This window comes from Brevibacterium sediminis (assembly GCF_024895295.1).
Lineage (GTDB): Bacteria > Actinomycetota > Actinomycetes > Actinomycetales > Brevibacteriaceae > Brevibacterium > Brevibacterium sediminis.
The window spans coordinates 599663-617624 of the sequence record NZ_JAHQRN010000002.1; the positions used below are offsets into that span (position 1 = coordinate 599663).

The window sequence follows — 17962 nt, forward strand, 5'->3', positions numbered from 1 at the left end:
CCGGCCGTAAGGCAGACCGGAGGGGCATCCACCATTCGGTGGGTGCCCCTCCCGCCATTCATGTCTGCGGCATCGAGAAACGGGTGGAGTGTCGAAACACGGGCGTGTGCCCGTATCTCGACACTCCACCCGTTTCTCGATGAAGATGTCGCGAGCGTTCAGCCGAAGAGCACCTGCGCCTCTTCCCAGCGATGCAGCGGCACCGATTTGAGACTGTGCACGGCCGAGGACATCTCCACGGAGACGATGTCCGTGCCTTTGAGGCTGGCCATCTTCCCCCAGTGGCCATGCTGGGCGAGATCGACCGCCGCCATGCCCAGCCGCGTGGACAGTACGCGGTCGTACGCAGTGGGGGAGCCGCCTCGCTGCAGGTGTCCCAAGATCGTGGCTCGGGATTCGATGCCGGTGATCTCTTCGATCTTCGGAGCGAGGTAGTTCGCGATCCCGCCGAGGCGGACCCGGCCCTTGTTGTCCACGCCGTGGTCGGCGACCTGGGAATCGAACCCCTCGGGAACGAACCCTTCCGCGACGACGACGATCGGTGCGCGTCCGCGATCTTTGGCCGAGGTCACCCATTCGGCGATCTGGTCGAAGTCGACGGGGAACTCGGGCATGAGGATCGCATGGGCACCCGCAGCCATGCCCGCGTGCAGGGCGATCCAACCGACGTTGCGTCCCATGACCTCGATGACCATGCAGCGGTGGTGCGATTCGGCGGTGGTGCGCAGCCGGTCGATCGCCTCCGTGGCGATGGACTGAGCGGTGTCGAAGCCGAAGGTGTAGTCGGTGTTGCCGAGATCGTTGTCGATGGTCTTAGGCACGCCCACGATGTGCAGACCCTCCTCGTTGACCAGACGCGAGGCCCCTGCGAGTGTGCCTTCGCCGCCGATGGCGATGAGCGAATCGATGCCGTGGGCGGCCATGACCTCGCGCATGCGCTCGGGACCGCCGTCCTCATACGGGTGGGTGCGTGAGGTGCCGAGGATGGTGCCGCCGCGCCCGGAGAGGCCTCGGACATCGAGCATGGTCATATCGAACATGTCGTCGTGGAGCAGGCCACGCCAGCCGTCGCGGATGCCGACGAATGAGGCATTGTGGGTGCGGATTCCCTTGCGGACGATGCCGCGGATGACAGCGTTGAGGCCCGGGCAGTCTCCGCCCGATGTGAGTACGCCGATCTTCATTCCAGTTGACCCTGATCCTTTGCTCGGTAGCCTTTGGCCAGATGGACATCGTGTCCGGCCATGAGTGAGAAGCCCTTGAGGACGACGGTGCCGTTCGATCCGTCGCCCCGCGCGGACTGACGGACCTCATTGCCCGCCATGATGTTGATCGTCTCGTCGCGGATGCGCACACCCGGCGGGACGTAGATGTCGTTGCCGCCCCACATAGAGTAGGAGACCAGTTCGACGGTCACGCCCGGTCCCATGACGGCGCACAGATCGATATTGTCCCCGCCCATGAGCGCATATGTGGTGACCTGTCCGGTGCCGGGTGCCACGTCGATCTCACGACCGGACATGATGGCCACCGAGTTCGTGGGTGGGGCGGAACCAGGATCGACGGCCGGGCTGAGCTCGGCCGGTCCCCGTCGCTGCAGAGCCGACCCCGGGCCCGATTCCTGATCATGACCGGTCTGGCGGGCGAGCCTCTGGTGGAGTCGGTGGCCCTCCGGCAGATCGTCGATCAGCGGCATGAGGTCGTCGAGGAACTTCGCGGAGATGGCATCATCCTGCCGCTGCGCGGTCTCCTCGGGGTCGAGGCGTCCGTTCGTCACCGCCTCCGTGATCACGGAGAGGACCTCGTCCCGGTCCTTGTCGGAGGCACGGATCCGGCGCTTCGGGGCAGGGGAGTCATCTTCGGCCATGGCCACCAGTGTAGCGGGAATCACCCGCACGGACCGGGCCTTCCGCCGAGGCGGTCGGACAGGGCGCTGTGTCGTGTCGTCCCGTCCACAGCCGGGCCACAGCTGCGACCGATGGTGGGCCTAAGCAAGGACGCGAATGTGGTCTCCATGAGATACGAGAGCAGCGCCGGGAACCAGCCCGCAGCGCACCCAGCAGCCCCGTCCCTGCGAACGCCCACGACCGTCGACCTCGTCGTCCCGGTCTACAACGAGGAGGCTTCGCTGGCCGTCTCGATCGAGACTCTCCTCGCCGCCGATACCGGTCGCGGAATCGAGGTCACGATCATCATCGCCGACAATGCGAGCACCGATTCGACCCCGAGAATCGCCGCAGCGCTAGCGGCCGAACACCCGAACGTCGAATACGTGCGGCTCGAGCAGAAAGGCCGCGGGCGCGCACTGTCCCGGGTGTGGCAGTCCTCGACGGCGGATATCGTCGCCTATACGGATGTCGATCTCGCCACCGACATCCGAGTCCTCGAGCCGATGGTCGAGGTGATCCGCTCGGGACTGGCCGATGTGGCCATCGCGTCCCGTCTGCAGCCCGGTCTTGCGGTCGAGCGGGGCATCAAACGCGAGATCATCTCCCGCTGCTACAACCGACTGCTCAAGCTCAGCCTCGGTGTCAGGTTCAGCGACGCTCAATGCGGTTTCAAAGCGCTGTCGCAGCGTGCGGCGAGAGACCTGCTCCCGCAGGTTGAGGACAGCGAGTGGTTCTTCGACACGGAGCTGCTCGCTCTCGCCGAGTGGGCCGGGTACCGCATCCACGAGTTCGGCACGGACTGGACGGATGACCCCGACTCCTCCGTCGACGTGGTCAGCACGGCGTGGAAGGACATCAAGGGCATCGTCCGGCTGCGCACGGGCGGACGCATCCGGACCAGTCACGAAGTCCCGGCACCGAACACCGGGGCGCAGATCCTCCACTTCATCGACGTGGGGATCATCAGCACCGTGCTCTACGCCGTGCTGTTCCTCGTCGGCATCCAATTCGTCTCGGAACCCACGGCGAACATCATTGCGCTGCTCCTTTCGACGATCGCGAACACCGCCCTCAACCGGGACCACACCTTCGGGGTGAGATCCCCGCACCGCCGACTGACCTCCCAATTGAAGGGTCTGGCGGCCTTCGGCCTGTGCCTGGCCTTCACCTCGGCAGGTCTGGCCGTCGCAGATGGATTCACCGGACCCTGGGCAACTGTCGGCACGCTCGCCGTGCTGACGGCGGCGAACCTCGCCGCCACCGTGGTCCGGTTCGTGCTCATGCGCACATGGGTCTTCGCCCGCGGTTCCCACCAGGGCGTCCACCCCGCCGCCACGACTGCTGCAGCCGGAACGGCGCTCCCGAACGACAAGGACAGCGACCATGTCTGAGACCCCCACCCGATATGCCCGCACCCGCGGACTGCGACGGCACTGGTACCCGATCACACTCACCGTGCTCACACTCGGCACGATCGCGGCGTTCCTCGCCAACCTCACGGCCAACGGGTGGGCGAACTCCTTCTATGCGGCGGCTGTGCAGGCCGGATCGGAGAACTGGGAGGCGTTCCTCTTCGGCTCCCTCGACTCGGCGAACGCGATCACCGTCGACAAACCCCCGGCCTCCCTGTGGCTGATGGCCCTGAGCGCCCGGGTCTTCGGCTTCTCTTCGTTCTCGATGCTCCTGCCCCAGGTCCTCCTGGCCGGGGTGAGTGTGCTCCTCATCGTCCATTCGGTGCGGCTGAGCCTGCGGTCCCATGTCGGACCAGGGCTTGAGAAGGCCGCCGCTCTGGGGGCCGGCGTGATCTTCGCGTTCTCCCCGGTCGTGGCGCTGATGTTCCGGTTCAACAACCCGGACGCGCTGCTCGTGACCCTGATGATCGGTGCGGTCGTCGCGACCCAGCACGCCCTGCGCACGCTCACCGAGGCCCACCGGCGACGCCCGTCCCGCCGCATCGCCGGCTGGCTCATCCTCGCCGGAGTCTGCCTCGGCCTGGGGTTCCTGACCAAACAGTTCCAGGTCCTCCTCATCGTCCCCGGCCTCGCTGTGTCCTGGGTGCTCTTCGCCCGCACCTCCTGGCCACGCCGTCTGCTGTGGCTGCTCGTCCCGCTCGGGTCGATGATCGTCAGCGCCGGCTGGTGGATCGCCCTCGTCGAGCTCACCCCTGCAGGCTCCCGACCCTACGTCGGCGGCTCGCAGTCGAACTCCTTCCTCGAGCTCACCTTCGGCTACAACGGCTTCGGACGGCTGACCGGCAACGAGACCGGGTCCGTCGGCGGAGGAGGCGGCGGCCAGGGCGGCGGATGGGGCGAGACGGGCGTCACCCGCCTGTTCACCGGCAGCTTCGGCCAGCAGGTGTCGTGGTTCCTGCCCACCGCACTGTTCCTCCTGATCGTGACGATCGTTCTCCTCATCCTCGCCGAGGCGGCCCGCCGTCGCCGTGTCCCCACCGTCACGGACGGAACCGTTCCGACCGGAACACGTTCGACGGACACCATCCCGGACACCGTCACGGACGGTGAGAAGGACGCCGGCCTCGCGGTGCGCGCGTCCGGCGCAATCGGCGGGGGCAGCCTCGGCGCGGGACTGCTCATGTGGGGTGCATGGCTGATCGTCACGTGGCTCGTGCTGTCGAATATGAACGGGATCGTCCACGAGTACTACACGGTTGCGCTCATTCCCGCGATCGCCGCCGTCATCGGCCTCGGCGTCGCGGTGCTGCTCGCCCGTGACGGATTCCTCCCACGTCTGCTGCTGGCGGTGGCTTGGGCCCTGACCGGAGCGTGGCAGTTCATCATCAGCTCGCAGATGACCGGGGTCCCGGGCGTCCTGCGCTGGTGCGTGCTCATCGTCTCGATCCTCGGCGCTCTGGTCCTCATCGTCACCGCGCACCGGCGGATCGGCACGGCGCTCGCCTCGGTGCTCGTCGCGCTGGCCATCCTCGGCAGCGCTGCGATTCCGGCTCAGCTGGCCGTGCGCACGATCGCCGGGACGACGCAGGGATCGATCGTCACGATCGCCGGCACGAGCTCGGGCATGGGCGGTGGACCCGGCGGTGGCGGAATGCCCGGCGGCGGCGTCAGACCCGGCGGAGGCGCCGGCGGCATGGATGGCACGACCGGTGGCACGCCCGGTGGGACACGCAATTCCGAAGCCGGCACGGGCAGCACCGGGGGGATGCCCGGCGGAGGAGGCGGGATGGGCGGTCTGCTGGGCGCCTCCGAACCCTCCGACGAACTCACGCAGCTGCTCGAAGAGGATGCCGCGGACTACACGTGGGCGGCTGCGACGACGGGGGCGAATCAGGCGGCGGGATACCAACTCGCGCTCGAAGAGCCCGTGATGGCGATCGGCGGGTTCAACGGCACCGATCCATCGCCCACCCTCGCCGAGTTCAAACAGCTCGTGGCCGACGGCAAGATCCACTACTACATCGGATCGGGCTCCGGCGGCGGTCAGGGTCCAGGCGGCGGGAACGAGGAGTCCGCCTCGTCCCAGATCGCGTCCTGGGTGGAGGCGAACTATGAGGTGACGACCGTCGACTCCGTTTCGCTCTACGATCTCAGTGCGGGTTGAGGGGATAATCGAGCTATGAACCCGACAGCGAATCCGCCGGCGCGCATCCTCATCGTCGACGACGAGGCGAACCTCTCCGAGCTCCTCGTCATGGCCTGCCACGTCAGAGGTTGGGAAGCCGAGGGAGTCGGCACCGGCCGCGAGGCCGTGGCGCTGGCCAGGAGCGAACGCTTCGACGCGATCGTCCTCGACGTCATGCTGCCCGACCTTGACGGGTTCGCCGTGATCGAGAAGATCCGAGCCGAGGGCATCGACACTCCGGTGGTCTTCCTCTCTGCCAGAGACGAGGTCGATGACCGGCTGACGGGTCTGCGGCTGGGCGGGGACGACTACGTGACGAAGCCGTTCAACCTCGATGAGGTCATCGCCCGGATCGAGGTGCGCCTGCGCCGGGGGGCCTCGAACGGTCCGGTCGATGAGGATGATGTGCTGCGCGTGGGTGACCTCGAACTCGACGAACGCTCCCACGAGGTCACCCGCGCCGGTCATCCGATCGAGCTGACGGCTCGCGAATACGAGGTGCTGCTGCTGTTCATGCGCAATCCGCGGGTGGTGCTGTCGAAGGCCCAGATCCTCGACCGCGTGTGGGACTACGACTTCGGCGGCAACGGCAACATCGTCGAACTCTACGTCTCCTATCTGCGGAAGAAGATCGACGCGCCGTTCCCGGACCTGCCGAACCTGTTCCACACGAAGCGCGGGGCCGGCTACATCATGCGGGCGGAACAGTGACTCTGCGTCGCTGGCGGCTGCAGACGAGGCTCATCGTCCTCGCCGGTCTCGTCCTCCTCCTCGTCGGCGCCGGAATCGGCACCGCCTCCTGGCTGAGCGTGCGCGGATCTCTGATGACCGACCTCGACGCCCAGCTGACGTCGATGACCTCGCATGCACGCTCGGGTGACGGCCCCGGTGCGGGCCCCGGGACGAGCGGCAATCCGGGCACCTCCGGTGGGGGCGACGACTCGGTGGCGGCGGTCGATTCGGCTCTGCGCTATCTCTTCCAGCCGGGGGTCGGCGACGGAGCTCTCGTCGTCGTCGATTCCGGCGACGGGGGAGAGGGGCTCATCGCCGAGGCGGGGCTGACCCGTCCGCGCTCTTTGTCCGCCGAAGCGATCGATGCCCTGCTCGACGTCGATGCTCACGGCGGCGAATCCGCCCATGAGTCCGTGCGGGTGCCCGGGTTCGGCGCCTACCGGGTCGTGGCCTTCGATGACGGCGCAACCACCACCGTCTACGGTGTCCCGCAGGGCAGCGTGGACTCCGCGCTCGAACGCACCGCCTGGACGACCGCGTTCGTCGTCCTCATCGGCGTCATCGCCACGGCTGCGCTCATGGCGGTGATCATCCACCGCCAGCTGCGGGACCTACGCGACGTCGCCCGCACTGCCAGGGAGGTCGCCGACCTGGAGCTGAGCGCCGGCAAACCCGAGCTCGCGCTGCGGGTTCCCGCCGAGCTGGCGGTGCCGGGCACGGAGGTCGGCGATGTGGGAGCCTCGGTCAATCGGATGCTCGACCACGTCGGCTCCGCCCTCGAAGAGCGCTACCGCGGCACGGAGCAGATGCGCCGCTTCGTCGCCGACGCCTCCCATGAGCTGCGCACTCCGATCGCGACGATCCGCGGCTGGGCCGACCTCACCCGCCCGTACCGTGATGATCTGCCCGCCGAGGTGGCCACCTCCTTGGGCAAGATCGATTCGGGAGCGATGCGGATGTCCTCCCTCGTCGATGATCTCCTCCTCCTCGCCCGACTCGAAGCCGGCCGCCAGCCGACGAGGGAGGACACCGTCGACGTCTCCTCCCTGCTCGTCGAACTCGTCGAGGACGCCCATGTGGTCAATCCCGACCATTCGATCTCCCTCGATGTTCCCCCGGAGGCCCTCGAGGTGCGCGGAGCAGCCGATCAGGTCCGTCGGGTCGTGTCGATCGTGCTCACCAACGCCTGTGTGCACACGCCCCCGGGCACCAGCGTGCACGTCGAGGCACTGGCGGCCCGGAAGCCGGTCTCCGGGCAGCTGCCCAGCGATGTCGTGGCGATCCGCATCAGCGACGACGGTGGGGGCATTCCGCCCGAGATCCGGGACCGGGTCTTCGACCGCTTCGTGCGTGGAGACCCCTCGCGGGCACGGCAGGACGGAGCCAAGGGAGGTTCCTCGGGGCTGGGACTGTCGATCGCCGCCGGACTCGTCGAACTCATGCGCGGCGGCATCTCGATGTCGACCACGGACGCTGGTACGAGCTTCGAGCTGCGCCTGCCTGTCGCCTGAGGCGAGTCGCACAGGTTGGCCACAGGCACGACTGGGAGGGGCTACAGCGAGTCGGCGGAGAGTGGAATCACCGACAACCAGAGGAGATTCCATGACCGAGAACCAGAACCCCGACCAGAACCCCGATCCGGACCGCAACCACGCGGAGAACACAGCGTCGGGCCCGAACGCCGCAGACAGCACCCGTAGGGTCGAAGCTCAGGAGGGCACGGCAGGACCTCATGCCGGACCCAACTGGGCGATGCAATCGGATCCGGGGGTCCAGGGCAGGGCGAACGAATGGGGCGAGCAGACGACCCGCTCGGCACCCGATCCGCGGGCCGGGAGCCCGGAGGGACAGCGGCCGTGGGTGAACCCCTATGACCGGTCCGCTCCGATCGCCCAGTCCGGCGGTTCCGAGGGACCACGTAAGCAGAAGCGACGCGTCCCGCTCATCCCCGCAGTGCTCGCCGGATCGGCTCTCTTCGTCGTCGGCGGTCTCGCCGGAGGAGCGATCGGTGCATCGGCGGCCATGGCGACGAACGATTCGGGGACGAGTCAGGGCCCGGGAGGCCAGAACGGACCCGGTGGAATGGGCGGCCAACAGGGCGGTGCTCAGGATGGCGGCGGACAGTCGAATGGCGGCGGAATGCCCGGAGGACAATCGAACGGCGGAGGCATGCCCGGCGGACAGGCCAACGGAATGCAGGGTAGTCAGAGCGGCAGCGCCGACTCCGGGGGCTCCTCTGACGGATCCAGCTCTGACGTATCCAGCTCGGACGGCAGCGCCTCTGACTCCGACGGATCGGACGCAAGCGCTGGCACCACGTCGGCGGACACCGACGAGACGACGATCGAGAACGCAGCCGTCACGCACTTCGACCGGATCTTCACCGGATTCGCCGTCCTCAACCGGGAGGAGTGAACGCTGTCTGATATCGGCGCAGCAAAGACGATGCCCCCACCGATCGGTGGGGGCATCGTCATGCTGACGCGTCGGTCACCTCGGTGACCGTCGCCGGATCAGCGCTTGAGGTCGAAGCGGTCGGCTTCGACGAGCTTCGTCCAGGCCTTGACGAAGTCGGCGACGAACTTCTCGTTCGCGTCATCCGAGCCGTAGACCTCGGCGATCGCACGCAGTTCGGAGTTCGCTCCGAACAGGAGGTCGATCCGGCTGCCGGTCCACAGCTTCTCGCCCTCGGGGGAGAAGCACTCGTAGACATTGGCCGTCTCTGACGGTCCGACGGGCTTCCAGACGTTGCCGAGGTCGAGCAGATTGACGAAGAAGTCGTTCGTCAGCTCGCCGGGGCGATCGGTGAAGACACCGAGCTCGGAATCTTCGTAGTTCGCACCGAGGACGCGGAGCCCGCCGATGAGGACCGTGAGCTCCGGCGGGGTGAGACCCAGCAGGCTGGCCTTGTCGAGCAGGAGGTACTCGGCCTTGAGCGGAAGTCCCTCGGTGAGGTAGTTGCGGAAACCGTCGTGGGTCGGCTCGAGGTAGCCGAACGAGTCGACATCGGTCTGTTCCTGGGTGGCGTCGCCGCGTCCGGTGGAGACCGGAACCGTGATCGAGTGACCGGCCGCCGCGGCAGCGGTCTCGACGCCGACAGCACCGGCGATCGCCAGCACATCGGCAAACGATGCGCCGGTGGACTCGGCGATGCCCTCGAGCACGGGAAGCACCTCGGCGAGCTTGGCAGGCTCATTGGCCTCCCAGCTGCGCTGCGGTTCGAGACGGAGACGACCTCCGTTGACGCCGCCGCGCATGTCCGAGACGCGGTGCGACGAGGCCGCGGCCCATGTCGTCGACACGAGCTGCGAGACGGTCAACCCGGACTCGCGGACGGCGGACTTGACGGCTTCGAGGCCGGCGTCATCGAGCGGGGTGCCGGCCGGAACCGGGTCCTGCCAGATGAGCTCTTCGCTCGGAGCTTCGGGGCCGAGGTAACGGGTCGCCGGGCCCATATCGCGGTGGGTGAGCTTGAACCAGGCGCGAGCGAAAGCATCTTCGAACGCTTTCTGGTCGTCCTTGAAGCGGCGCGAGATCTTCTCGTACGCCGGGTCGAAGCGCAGCGACAGGTCGGTCGTGAGCATACGGGGCTCGCGACGTCCGTCGCCCTGGGCCATGGGGACCATATCGTCCCCGCCGCCGTCTTTGGGACGCCACTGCAGGTGTCCGCCTTCGTTCTCGAAGACTTCCCACTCGTAGGCGAAGAGAATGTGGAAGAACTCGTTGTCCCAGCGGGTCGGGTGGTAGGTCCACGTGACCTCGATGCCCGAGCCGATGGAGTCGTTGCCCTGCCCCGTGCCGAAATCGGACTTCCAGCCCAGGCCCTGCTCTTCGAGCGGAGCGGCTTCCGGCTCGGCTCCCTTGTGCGATTCGGGACCGGCACCGTGCGTCTTGCCGAAGGTGTGTCCGCCGGCGATGAGGGCGACGGTCTCCTCGTCGTTCATGGCCATGCGTCCGAAGGTCTCGCGGATGTCGATTGCGGCCTTGACCGGATCGGGTTCGCCCTCGGGGCCCTCGGGGTTGACGTAGATGAGGCCCATGGTCGTCGCAGCCAGGGGCTTCTGCAGCTCACGGTTGCCCACGTAGCGCTTGTCGGTGCCCAGCCATTCGGTCTCGGAGCCCCAGTACACATCATTGTCGGGTTCCCAGACGTCCTTGCGTCCGCCGGCGAAGCCGAAGGTCTTGAAGCCCATCGACTCGAGCGCGACGTTGCCGGCGAGGATGAAGAGGTCGGCCCAGGAGATCTTCTTGCCGTACTTCTTCTTCACCGGCCACAGCAGACGGCGAGCCTTGTCGAGCGAGACATTGTCGGGCCAGGAGTTCAGAGGTGCGAAGCGCTGCTGACCCTCGCCGCCGCCTCCGCGGCCGTCCTGCACGCGGTAGGTGCCGGCCGAGTGCCAGGCCATGCGGATCATGAACGGACCGTAGTGTCCGAAATCAGCGGACCACCAGTCCTGGTTGTCCTTCTGCAGGGCTTCGATGTCGGCCTTGAGCTGGAAGTAGTCGAGGCTGTTGAACTCCGCGTCGTAGTCGAAGTCAGGGTCCATGGGGTCGCGTGCCGGCTGACCCTTGGCGAGGATCTTGAGGTTGAGGCGGTTCGGCCACCACTGAGCGTTGGCATCACCCTGGACGGGGTTGACCAGCTGGTCGGAATCCGGCGCCGCGGCCGGCTCCGTGGAAGTGTGGGCGACCGGGCAGCCGCCGGTGGTCGTCTGGGTCATCGTGTTCCTTTCACAGTCGAGTCGCGTTCGACGACTCGGATGACGGGATGGGCAACCCTCGCAGAAAGGGCATAGTCGTGTCCTCGAAAGAGGACGGGTGGTGGTGAACGGAAGCCGGGGTCACACGGCCGAGAACTGATCGTCGCCGGTCAGTTGAGCACCGGCGGCCGTGCAGTCGGGGCACAGGCCCCAGAATGTCACTTCGGCCTGATCGATGACGAAGCCGGCATCGTGGGACGGCGTCAGGCACGGAGCCTGACCGATCGTGCAGTCGACATCGACGATGAGACTGCATGACCGGCACACCAGATGATGGTGATTGTCCCCGATCCGGCGCTCGTACCGAGCCACCGAGCCCGAAGGCTTGATGCAGCGCAGCAGCCCTACCTCGGTGAGAGTGTGGAGCGAGTCATAGACAGCCTGGTGGGAGACCGCCGGCAGCGATTCCCGCACCGAGCGGATCACGGTCTCGGTATCCGCATGCGGGTGATCCCGCACGGCATCGAGGACTGCGACCCGCTGTTTCGTCACACGCAGCGATGTCTGCCGCAGAGCTGCGGCGGCGTCTTCGTCGTGTTCATGCTTCGTCCCGTTCACAGCACCAGAATGCCTGCTTCTCTTGAACGAGTCAAGGAAAGTGATGACAGGTTTTCGCCGAGGCGGCCGTCGGGTCGCGCTGCGGGTGCCGGTGTCCGGGTGGTGCGGTTCGACGGCAGTTGAGGAACATGACGTGGTTCTGAGTCGTCCGAGGTGAGAGGCGTGATCCTCGGGGTGAACCATCTGGAGCGTGATTTCCGCGGCAGGGCGGGGTAGGATGCATGATCGCCATTTTGACCAGACGTGCTCGAGAGAGATATTCTGGTAGGCGACTGATTGTGTTATCTGCGTCGTCGATCGATCCTGCCGGGTGTTCTGTGAGGCCCGGAATCCTTGAGAGAAGTCGTCGTTGCAGGCCGCCGAGAAGTCGTCGCTGCGCTTCCGTGTCCTTGCGACACACCCGGGCGCAGGGGTCGATGACTCGCGTGGTTACTGGCATCGGGAGCCAAGCTTCACCCGGTGTCCGGTCGGATATGTCCCACGGTTCACAGAGACGACTGCGGTCGTGGCCGGAATTGGGAATTAGGTCTATCGAGAAGCAAATGGAGAACGCTTAGTGCCGACTATCCAACAGCTCGTCCGCAAGGGACGGCATGTCAATACAGCAGGATCGGACGCTCCTGCCCTCAAGGGCAGCCCGCAGCGTCGTGGAGTGTGCACCCGTGTGTACACCACTACCCCCAAGAAGCCGAACTCGGCTCTTCGCAAGGTCGCTCGTGTCAAGCTTTCGAGCCAGATCGAAGTGACCGCATACATCCCGGGCGAGGGACACAACCTGCAGGAGCACTCGATCGTGCTCGTGCGCGGTGGCCGCGTCAAGGATCTGCCCGGTGTTCGCTACCGGATCGTCCGCGGTTCGCTCGACACCCAGGGTGTCAAGGGTCGCCAGCAGGCCCGCAGCAAGTACGGTGCGAAGAGGGAGAAGAAGTAATGCCACGTAAAGGTCCTGCACCCAAGCGACCGATCGTCGTTGACCCGGTCTTCAGCTCACCGCTCGTCACGCAGCTGATCAACAAGATCCTGCTCGACGGCAAGCGCTCGACCGCAGAGCGGATCGTCTACGGTGCCCTCGAAGGCACCCGCGAGAAGAACGGCAACGACCCCGTTGTCAACCTGAAGAAGGCTCTCGACAACATCCGTCCGTCCCTCGAGGTCCGCTCCCGCCGTGTCGGCGGCGCGACCTACCAGGTGCCGATTGATGTTCGTCCGGCTCGTTCGACCACCCTGGCTCTGCGGTGGCTCGTGGGATACTCCCGCCAGCGCCGTGAGAAGACCATGACCGAACGACTCATGAATGAGATCCTGGACGCCGGCAACGGCCTCGGCGCAGCAGTCAAGCGCCGCGAGGACACTCACAAGATGGCCGAGTCCAACAAGGCCTTCGCCCACTACCGCTGGTAATCGCCTGCCCTGTGCGCCGGTCGGCGGACCTCGTCCGCGAGTTCTGTCGGCCGGCAGCGCAGGGGAGTCGAGCAAATCATCGATTGAGAGAGAGACACCGTGGCACTTGACGTGCTCAGCGACCTGAACAAGGTCCGTAATATCGGCATCATGGCCCATATCGATGCCGGTAAGACAACTACGACCGAACGCATCCTCTTCTACACCGGCGTGAACTACAAGATGGGCGAGACCCACGACGGCGCCGGCACCATGGACTGGATGGACCAGGAGAAGGAACGCGGCATCACGATCACGTCGGCCGCGACGACCTGCTACTGGCACGATAATCAGATCAACATCATCGACACCCCCGGTCACGTTGACTTCACGGTCGAGGTCGAGCGTTCGCTGCGCGTCCTCGACGGCGCTGTCGCTGTGTTCGACGGCAAGGAGGGCGTTGAGCCCCAGTCCGAGACCGTGTGGCGTCAGGCCGACAAGTACGACGTTCCGCGCGTCTGCTTCGTCAACAAGATGGACAAGCTCGGTGCTGACTTCTACTTCACCGTCGACACCATCAAGGAACGTCTCGGCGCGAAGCCGCTGGTCATTCAGCTGCCGATCGGTGCCGAAAGCGACTTCGCCGGTATCGTCGATCTGCTTGAGATGAAGGCCTATGTCTGGCCCGATGAGACCAAGATGGGTCAGGACATCACCGAGATCGAGATCCCCGAGGATCTCAAGGACAAGGCTGTTCAGTACCGTGCGCAGCTCGTCGAGGACGTCGCCGAGAGCTCGGAGGAGCTCATGGAGAAGTACCTCGAGGGCGAAGAGCTCACGACGGCTGACGTCAAGGCCGGTATCCGCGAACTCGTCATCAAGTCCGAGGCCTTCCCGGTCATGTGCGGTTCCGCGTACAAGAACAAGGGCGTGCAGCCCATGCTCGACGCGGTCATCGACTACCTCCCGTCGCCGCTCGACGTGCCTCCGATGATCGGACACAACCCGAACAACGACGAAGAGGAACTGACCCGCAAGCCTTCGACGGACGAGCCGTTCTCGGCTCTGGCCTTCAAGGTCGCCTCGCACCCGTTCTTCGGATCGCTGACCTACGTGCGCGTGTACTCCGGTCACGTCAAGTCCGGTGATCAGGTGCTCAACACCTCGTCGGGCAAGAAGGAGCGCATCGGGAAGCTCTTCCAGATGCACTCCAACAAGGAGAACCCTGTCGAAGAGGCATTCGCAGGTCACATCTACGCCTTTATCGGTCTCAAGGAGACCACGACGGGCGACACCCTGAGCGACCCGGCGAACCCGATCGCTCTCGAATCGATGACCTTCCCGGAGCCTGTGATCTCCGTGGCCATCGAGCCGAAGACCAAGGGCGACCAGGAGAAGCTGTCCTCGGCCATCCAGAAGTTCGTCAAGGAAGACCCGACATACCAGGTCGAGCTTGACGACGAGACCGGCCAGACCGTCATCCGCGGAATGGGCGAGCTGCACCTCGACATCCTCGTCGACCGCATGCGTCGCGAGTTCAAGGTCGAGGCGAACGTCGGCAAGCCGCAGGTCGCCTACCGCGAGACCATCCGTCGCACTGTCGAGAAGTACGATTACACCCACAAGAAGCAGACGGGTGGATCGGGACAGTTCGCGAAGGTCCAGGTCACCTTCGAGCCCCTCGAGGTCGAAGGCGATACGATTTACGAGTTCGAGAATGCCATCACGGGCGGACGCGTTCCGCGCGAGTACATTCCGAGCGTCGACGCCGGCATCCAGGACGCCATGCAGTTCGGTGCCCTCGCCGGTTACCCCATGGTGGGAGTCAAGGCCACTCTGGTCGACGGCGCCTACCACGATGTCGACTCTTCGGAGATGGCATTCAAGATCGCCGGCTCGATGGTCTTCAAGGAGGCTGTCCAGCGGGCGAACCCGGTTCTTCTCGAACCGGTCATGGACGTCGAGGTGCGTACCCCTGAGGAATACATGGGTGACGTCATCGGCGACCTGAATTCCCGGCGTGGACAGATTCAGTCGATGGACGATGCTTCCGGTGTGAAGGTCGTCAAGGCTGTGGTCCCGCTCTCGGAGATGTTCGGTTACATCGGTGATCTGCGGTCGAAGACCCAGGGCCGTGCGGTGTACTCGATGACGTTCTCCAGCTATGCGGAGGTCCCGAAGGCTGTTGCCGAGGAGATCATCCAGAAGGTGCGCGGCGGAGAGTAATCTCCGAATTCCGGTCGCCCCGGTGATCAAGAACATGGTCGCCGGAATGAAAGATAACCAACAAAAGGTCTAAGATATGAACCGCATATCTTTTGACAACCACGAGGAGGAACCCAGTGGCAAAGGCTAGTTTCGAACGGACTAAGCCGCACGTCAACATCGGCACCATCGGCCACGTTGACCACGGAAAGACCACCCTGACCGCTGCGATCACCAAGGTCCTGGCGGATCAGTACCCGGATCTCAACGAGGCTCGCGCCTTCGACCAGGTCGACAACGCACCTGAGGAGAAGGAGCGCGGCATCACCATCAACGTCTCGCACGTTGAGTACCAGACGGAGAAGCGTCACTACGCTCACGTCGATGCCCCGGGTCACGCCGACTACGTGAAGAACATGATCACCGGTGCCGCTCAGATGGACGGTGCGATCCTCGTCGTTGCCGCCACCGACGGCCCGATGCCCCAGACCCGTGAGCACGTGCTGCTCGCTCGTCAGGTCGGCGTTCCCTACATCGTCGTGGCTCTGAACAAGTCCGACATGGTCGATGACGAAGAGCTCCTCGAGCTCGTCGAATTCGAGGTTCGCGATCTGCTCTCCAGCCAGGAATTCGACGGAGACAACGCTCCTGTCGTCCCGGTGTCCGCTCTCAAGGCGCTGGAAGGCGACGAGAAGTGGGTCAAGAGCGTTCAGGAACTCATGGAAGCCGTCGACGAGAACGTTCCCGAGCCGGAGCGCGATGTCGACAAGCCGTTCCTCATGCCTGTTGAGGACGTCTTCACGATCACCGGTCGTGGAACCGTCGTCACCGGTCGTGTCGAGCGCGGCGTCCTCCTGCCGAACGACGAAATCGAAATCGTCGGCATCAAGGAGAAGTCGTCCAAGACGACCGTCACCGCCATCGAGATGTTCCGCAAGACCCTGCCGGATGCCCGTGCAGGTGAGAACGTCGGTCTGCTTCTGCGCGGCACCAAGCGCGAAGACGTGGAGCGCGGTCAGGTCATCGTGAAGCCGGGTTCGATCACCCCGCACACCAAGTTCGAAGCTCAGGTCTACATCCTGAGCAAGGACGAGGGCGGACGTCACAACCCGTTCTACTCGAACTACCGTCCGCAGTTCTACTTCCGGACCACGGACGTCACCGGCGTCATCACGCTGCCTGAGGGCACCGAGATGGTCATGCCCGGCGACAACACCGACATGTCGGTCGAGCTCATCCAGCCGATCGCTATGGAGGACGGCCTCCGCTTCGCTATCCGCGAGGGTGGACGCACCGTCGGCGCCGGTCGAGTCACCAAGATCAACGCCTGATCTGACTCACTGAGTACCACCGGCTAGGGCCGCAGTTCTTCGGAACTGCGGCCCTTCCGCATGTTCGGACCGTAACAGCCGAGCACCGGTAGGATGATGCAGTTTGGGGAAGTTCCGCAGCGCCGTCAGAATGGGGACCGGCATGATTCGGGTTCGCGCCGTCCTTGAGAGTTCCCTCACAGCCACCGTCCCCGGAATTGCGCGGGTGAAGTGCTCTATGACAAGATAGTGAAGTTGCGTTTTGGGCGTTGACCCCTGCACTGCGGTAGTGATACCGCGAACAGCCTGAAACACTATCGGATCGATGAATCTGCATGATGCGGGTTCGGACCGAGCAGCCAATGAGTAGAAGCGCCGTCGGCGCTTGGGGGAGAAGTGAGAATTTCTCCGCCAGGATCAGCCGACACGCCCGACCTCGGGGGTCGGTCATGGTCAGCCGGCACAGACGGCAGAGAGTCTCCGACACTCTGCGAGTTGATGGCCGGAAGCAACTAAAGAAAGAGACGACGCCATGGCGGGACAGAAGATCCGCATTCGGCTCAAGTCGTACGACCACGCTGTGATTGACAGTGCTGCACGCAAGATCGTGGACACCGTCACTCGCGCAGGTGCGACTGTTGTGGGCCCCGTGCCGTTGCCAACGGAGAAGAACGTTTACTGCGTCATCCGTTCGCCGCACAAATACAAGGACAGCCGTGAGCATTTCGAGATGCGCACGCACAAGCGTCTGATCGACATCGTCGACCCGACGCCGAAGGCAGTCGATTCGCTGATGCGTCTCGACCTCGCTGACGACGTCAACATCGAGATCAAGCTCTAAGGGAGGCAGCAATGGCGAACACTCGTTCATCCGCTCTCCCGACCACCCGCAAGGTCAAGGGCCTTCTGGGAACCAAGCTGGGCATGACCCAGGTCTGGGATGAGCAGAACAACCTCGTGCCGGTGACCGTGGTGGCCACCGGTAACAACGTCGTAACCCAGGTCCGCAACGAGGAAACCGATGGTTACCCCGCTGTGCAGATCGCGTTCGGCGAGATCGATCCTCGCAAGGTCAACAAGCCGACTGCAGGCCACTTCGAGAAGGCCGGTGTGACCCCACGCCGTCACCTCGTCGAGCTGCGCACTGCAGATGCTGCTGACTACGCGCTCGGCCAGGAACTCGGCGTCGACACGTTCGAAGCCGGACTCAAGGTTGATGTGACCGCGAAGACCAAGGGCAAGGGAACCGCCGGTGTCATGAAGCGTCACGGCTTCTCCGGTGTCGGTGCCTCCCACGGTCAGCACCGCAACCACCGCAAGCCAGGTTCGATCGGCGGAGCCGCGACACCTGGTCGCGTGTTCAAGGGTATGCGCATGGCCGGCCGTATGGGCGCTGTCAAGCACACCACCCAGAACCTCACGATCCACGCCGTGGACAACGAGAACAACTTCCTGCTCATCAAGGGCGCCGTTCCCGGCCCCAAGGGTGGAGTCGTCCTCGTTCGCTCGGCCGCGAAGGAGGCCTGAACGT

Annotated in this window: 15 protein-coding genes; 11 read left to right on the top strand and 4 right to left on the bottom strand. The window is 65.0% G+C overall.

All coding sequences use genetic code 11. The annotated features are described in order from the left end of the window. Positions 1 to 158 precede the first annotated feature (158 nt). Both KTJ89_RS07075 and KTJ89_RS07080 read right to left on the bottom strand, forming a co-directional pair. Positions 159 to 1184, bottom strand: a complete 1026-nt coding sequence (locus KTJ89_RS07075) for an ATP-dependent 6-phosphofructokinase (RefSeq protein ID WP_139468563.1) — start codon at positions 1182 to 1184, stop codon at positions 159 to 161. After that, on the bottom strand, positions 1181 to 1867 hold the full coding sequence (locus KTJ89_RS07080; RefSeq protein ID WP_139468562.1) for a DUF1707 SHOCT-like domain-containing protein: 687 nt from the start codon (positions 1865 to 1867) through the stop codon (positions 1181 to 1183). The genes KTJ89_RS07075 and KTJ89_RS07080 overlap by 4 nt, the downstream gene beginning before the upstream one ends. A 147-nt stretch (positions 1868 to 2014) precedes the next feature. On the opposite strand from KTJ89_RS07080, the gene KTJ89_RS07085 reads away from it, so the two are divergent. From KTJ89_RS07085 to KTJ89_RS07105, 5 genes are all read left to right on the top strand, one after another. Further along, complete coding sequence (locus tag KTJ89_RS07085) at positions 2015 to 3280, top strand: glycosyltransferase (protein WP_259357206.1); 1266 nt, start codon at positions 2015 to 2017, stop codon at positions 3278 to 3280. Continuing rightward, positions 3273 to 5465 carry an ArnT family glycosyltransferase gene (locus tag KTJ89_RS07090; RefSeq protein ID WP_259357207.1) on the top strand — a complete coding sequence of 731 codons (2193 nt, stop codon included), beginning with the start codon at positions 3273 to 3275 and terminating at the stop codon, positions 5463 to 5465. The genes KTJ89_RS07085 and KTJ89_RS07090 overlap by 8 nt, the downstream gene beginning before the upstream one ends. A gap of 15 nt (positions 5466 to 5480) precedes the next feature. Further along, a complete protein-coding gene (locus KTJ89_RS07095; RefSeq protein WP_139468560.1) occupies positions 5481 to 6197 on the top strand; it encodes a response regulator transcription factor in 717 nt (238 codons plus the stop codon). After that, complete coding sequence (locus tag KTJ89_RS07100; RefSeq protein ID WP_259357208.1) at positions 6194 to 7729, top strand: sensor histidine kinase; 1536 nt, start codon at positions 6194 to 6196, stop codon at positions 7727 to 7729. Before KTJ89_RS07095 ends, KTJ89_RS07100 begins: the two co-directional genes overlap by 4 nt. 91 nt (positions 7730 to 7820) lie before the next feature. After that, positions 7821 to 8633: a hypothetical protein gene (locus tag KTJ89_RS07105; protein WP_259357209.1), complete on the top strand. Its 813-nt coding sequence runs from the start codon at positions 7821 to 7823 to the stop codon at positions 8631 to 8633. A 98-nt stretch (positions 8634 to 8731) separates the two neighbouring features. Here KTJ89_RS07105 and katG read toward each other — a convergent pair whose 3' ends face one another. Both katG and KTJ89_RS07115 read right to left on the bottom strand, forming a co-directional pair. After that, on the bottom strand, positions 8732 to 10939 hold the full coding sequence (katG, locus tag KTJ89_RS07110) for a catalase/peroxidase HPI (protein WP_259357210.1): 2208 nt from the start codon (positions 10937 to 10939) through the stop codon (positions 8732 to 8734). A 120-nt stretch (positions 10940 to 11059) separates the two neighbouring features. Then, complete coding sequence (locus KTJ89_RS07115; RefSeq protein ID WP_172173602.1) at positions 11060 to 11536, bottom strand: Fur family transcriptional regulator; 477 nt, start codon at positions 11534 to 11536, stop codon at positions 11060 to 11062. A gap of 556 nt (positions 11537 to 12092) precedes the next feature. On the opposite strand from KTJ89_RS07115, the gene rpsL reads away from it, so the two are divergent. The 6 genes from rpsL (at position 12093) to rplC (ending at position 17958) form a co-directional block, all read left to right on the top strand. Then, positions 12093 to 12467 (top strand): 30S ribosomal protein S12, encoded by a 375-nt coding sequence (rpsL, locus tag KTJ89_RS07120; protein ID WP_025777935.1) that lies wholly within the window; start codon positions 12093 to 12095, stop codon positions 12465 to 12467. Next, a complete protein-coding gene (gene rpsG, locus KTJ89_RS07125; RefSeq protein WP_039206341.1) occupies positions 12467 to 12937 on the top strand; it encodes a 30S ribosomal protein S7 in 471 nt (156 codons plus the stop codon). Before rpsL ends, rpsG begins: the two co-directional genes overlap by 1 nt. Before the next feature lie 99 nt (positions 12938 to 13036). Further along, a complete protein-coding gene (gene fusA / locus KTJ89_RS07130) occupies positions 13037 to 15142 on the top strand; it encodes an elongation factor G (RefSeq protein WP_172173599.1) in 2106 nt (701 codons plus the stop codon). Positions 15143 to 15258: 116 nt separating this feature from the next. Continuing rightward, complete coding sequence (tuf, locus tag KTJ89_RS07135) at positions 15259 to 16452, top strand: elongation factor Tu (RefSeq protein ID WP_139468554.1); 1194 nt, start codon at positions 15259 to 15261, stop codon at positions 16450 to 16452. Positions 16453 to 16963: 511 nt separating this feature from the next. After that, positions 16964 to 17272 (top strand): 30S ribosomal protein S10, encoded by a 309-nt coding sequence (gene rpsJ / locus KTJ89_RS07140; RefSeq protein ID WP_009379191.1) that lies wholly within the window; start codon positions 16964 to 16966, stop codon positions 17270 to 17272. 11 nt (positions 17273 to 17283) lie between these two features. Then, entirely contained in the window at positions 17284 to 17958 is a 675-nt protein-coding gene (gene rplC / locus KTJ89_RS07145; RefSeq protein ID WP_101546942.1) for a 50S ribosomal protein L3, read from the top strand. Positions 17959 to 17962: the final 4 nt, after the last annotated feature.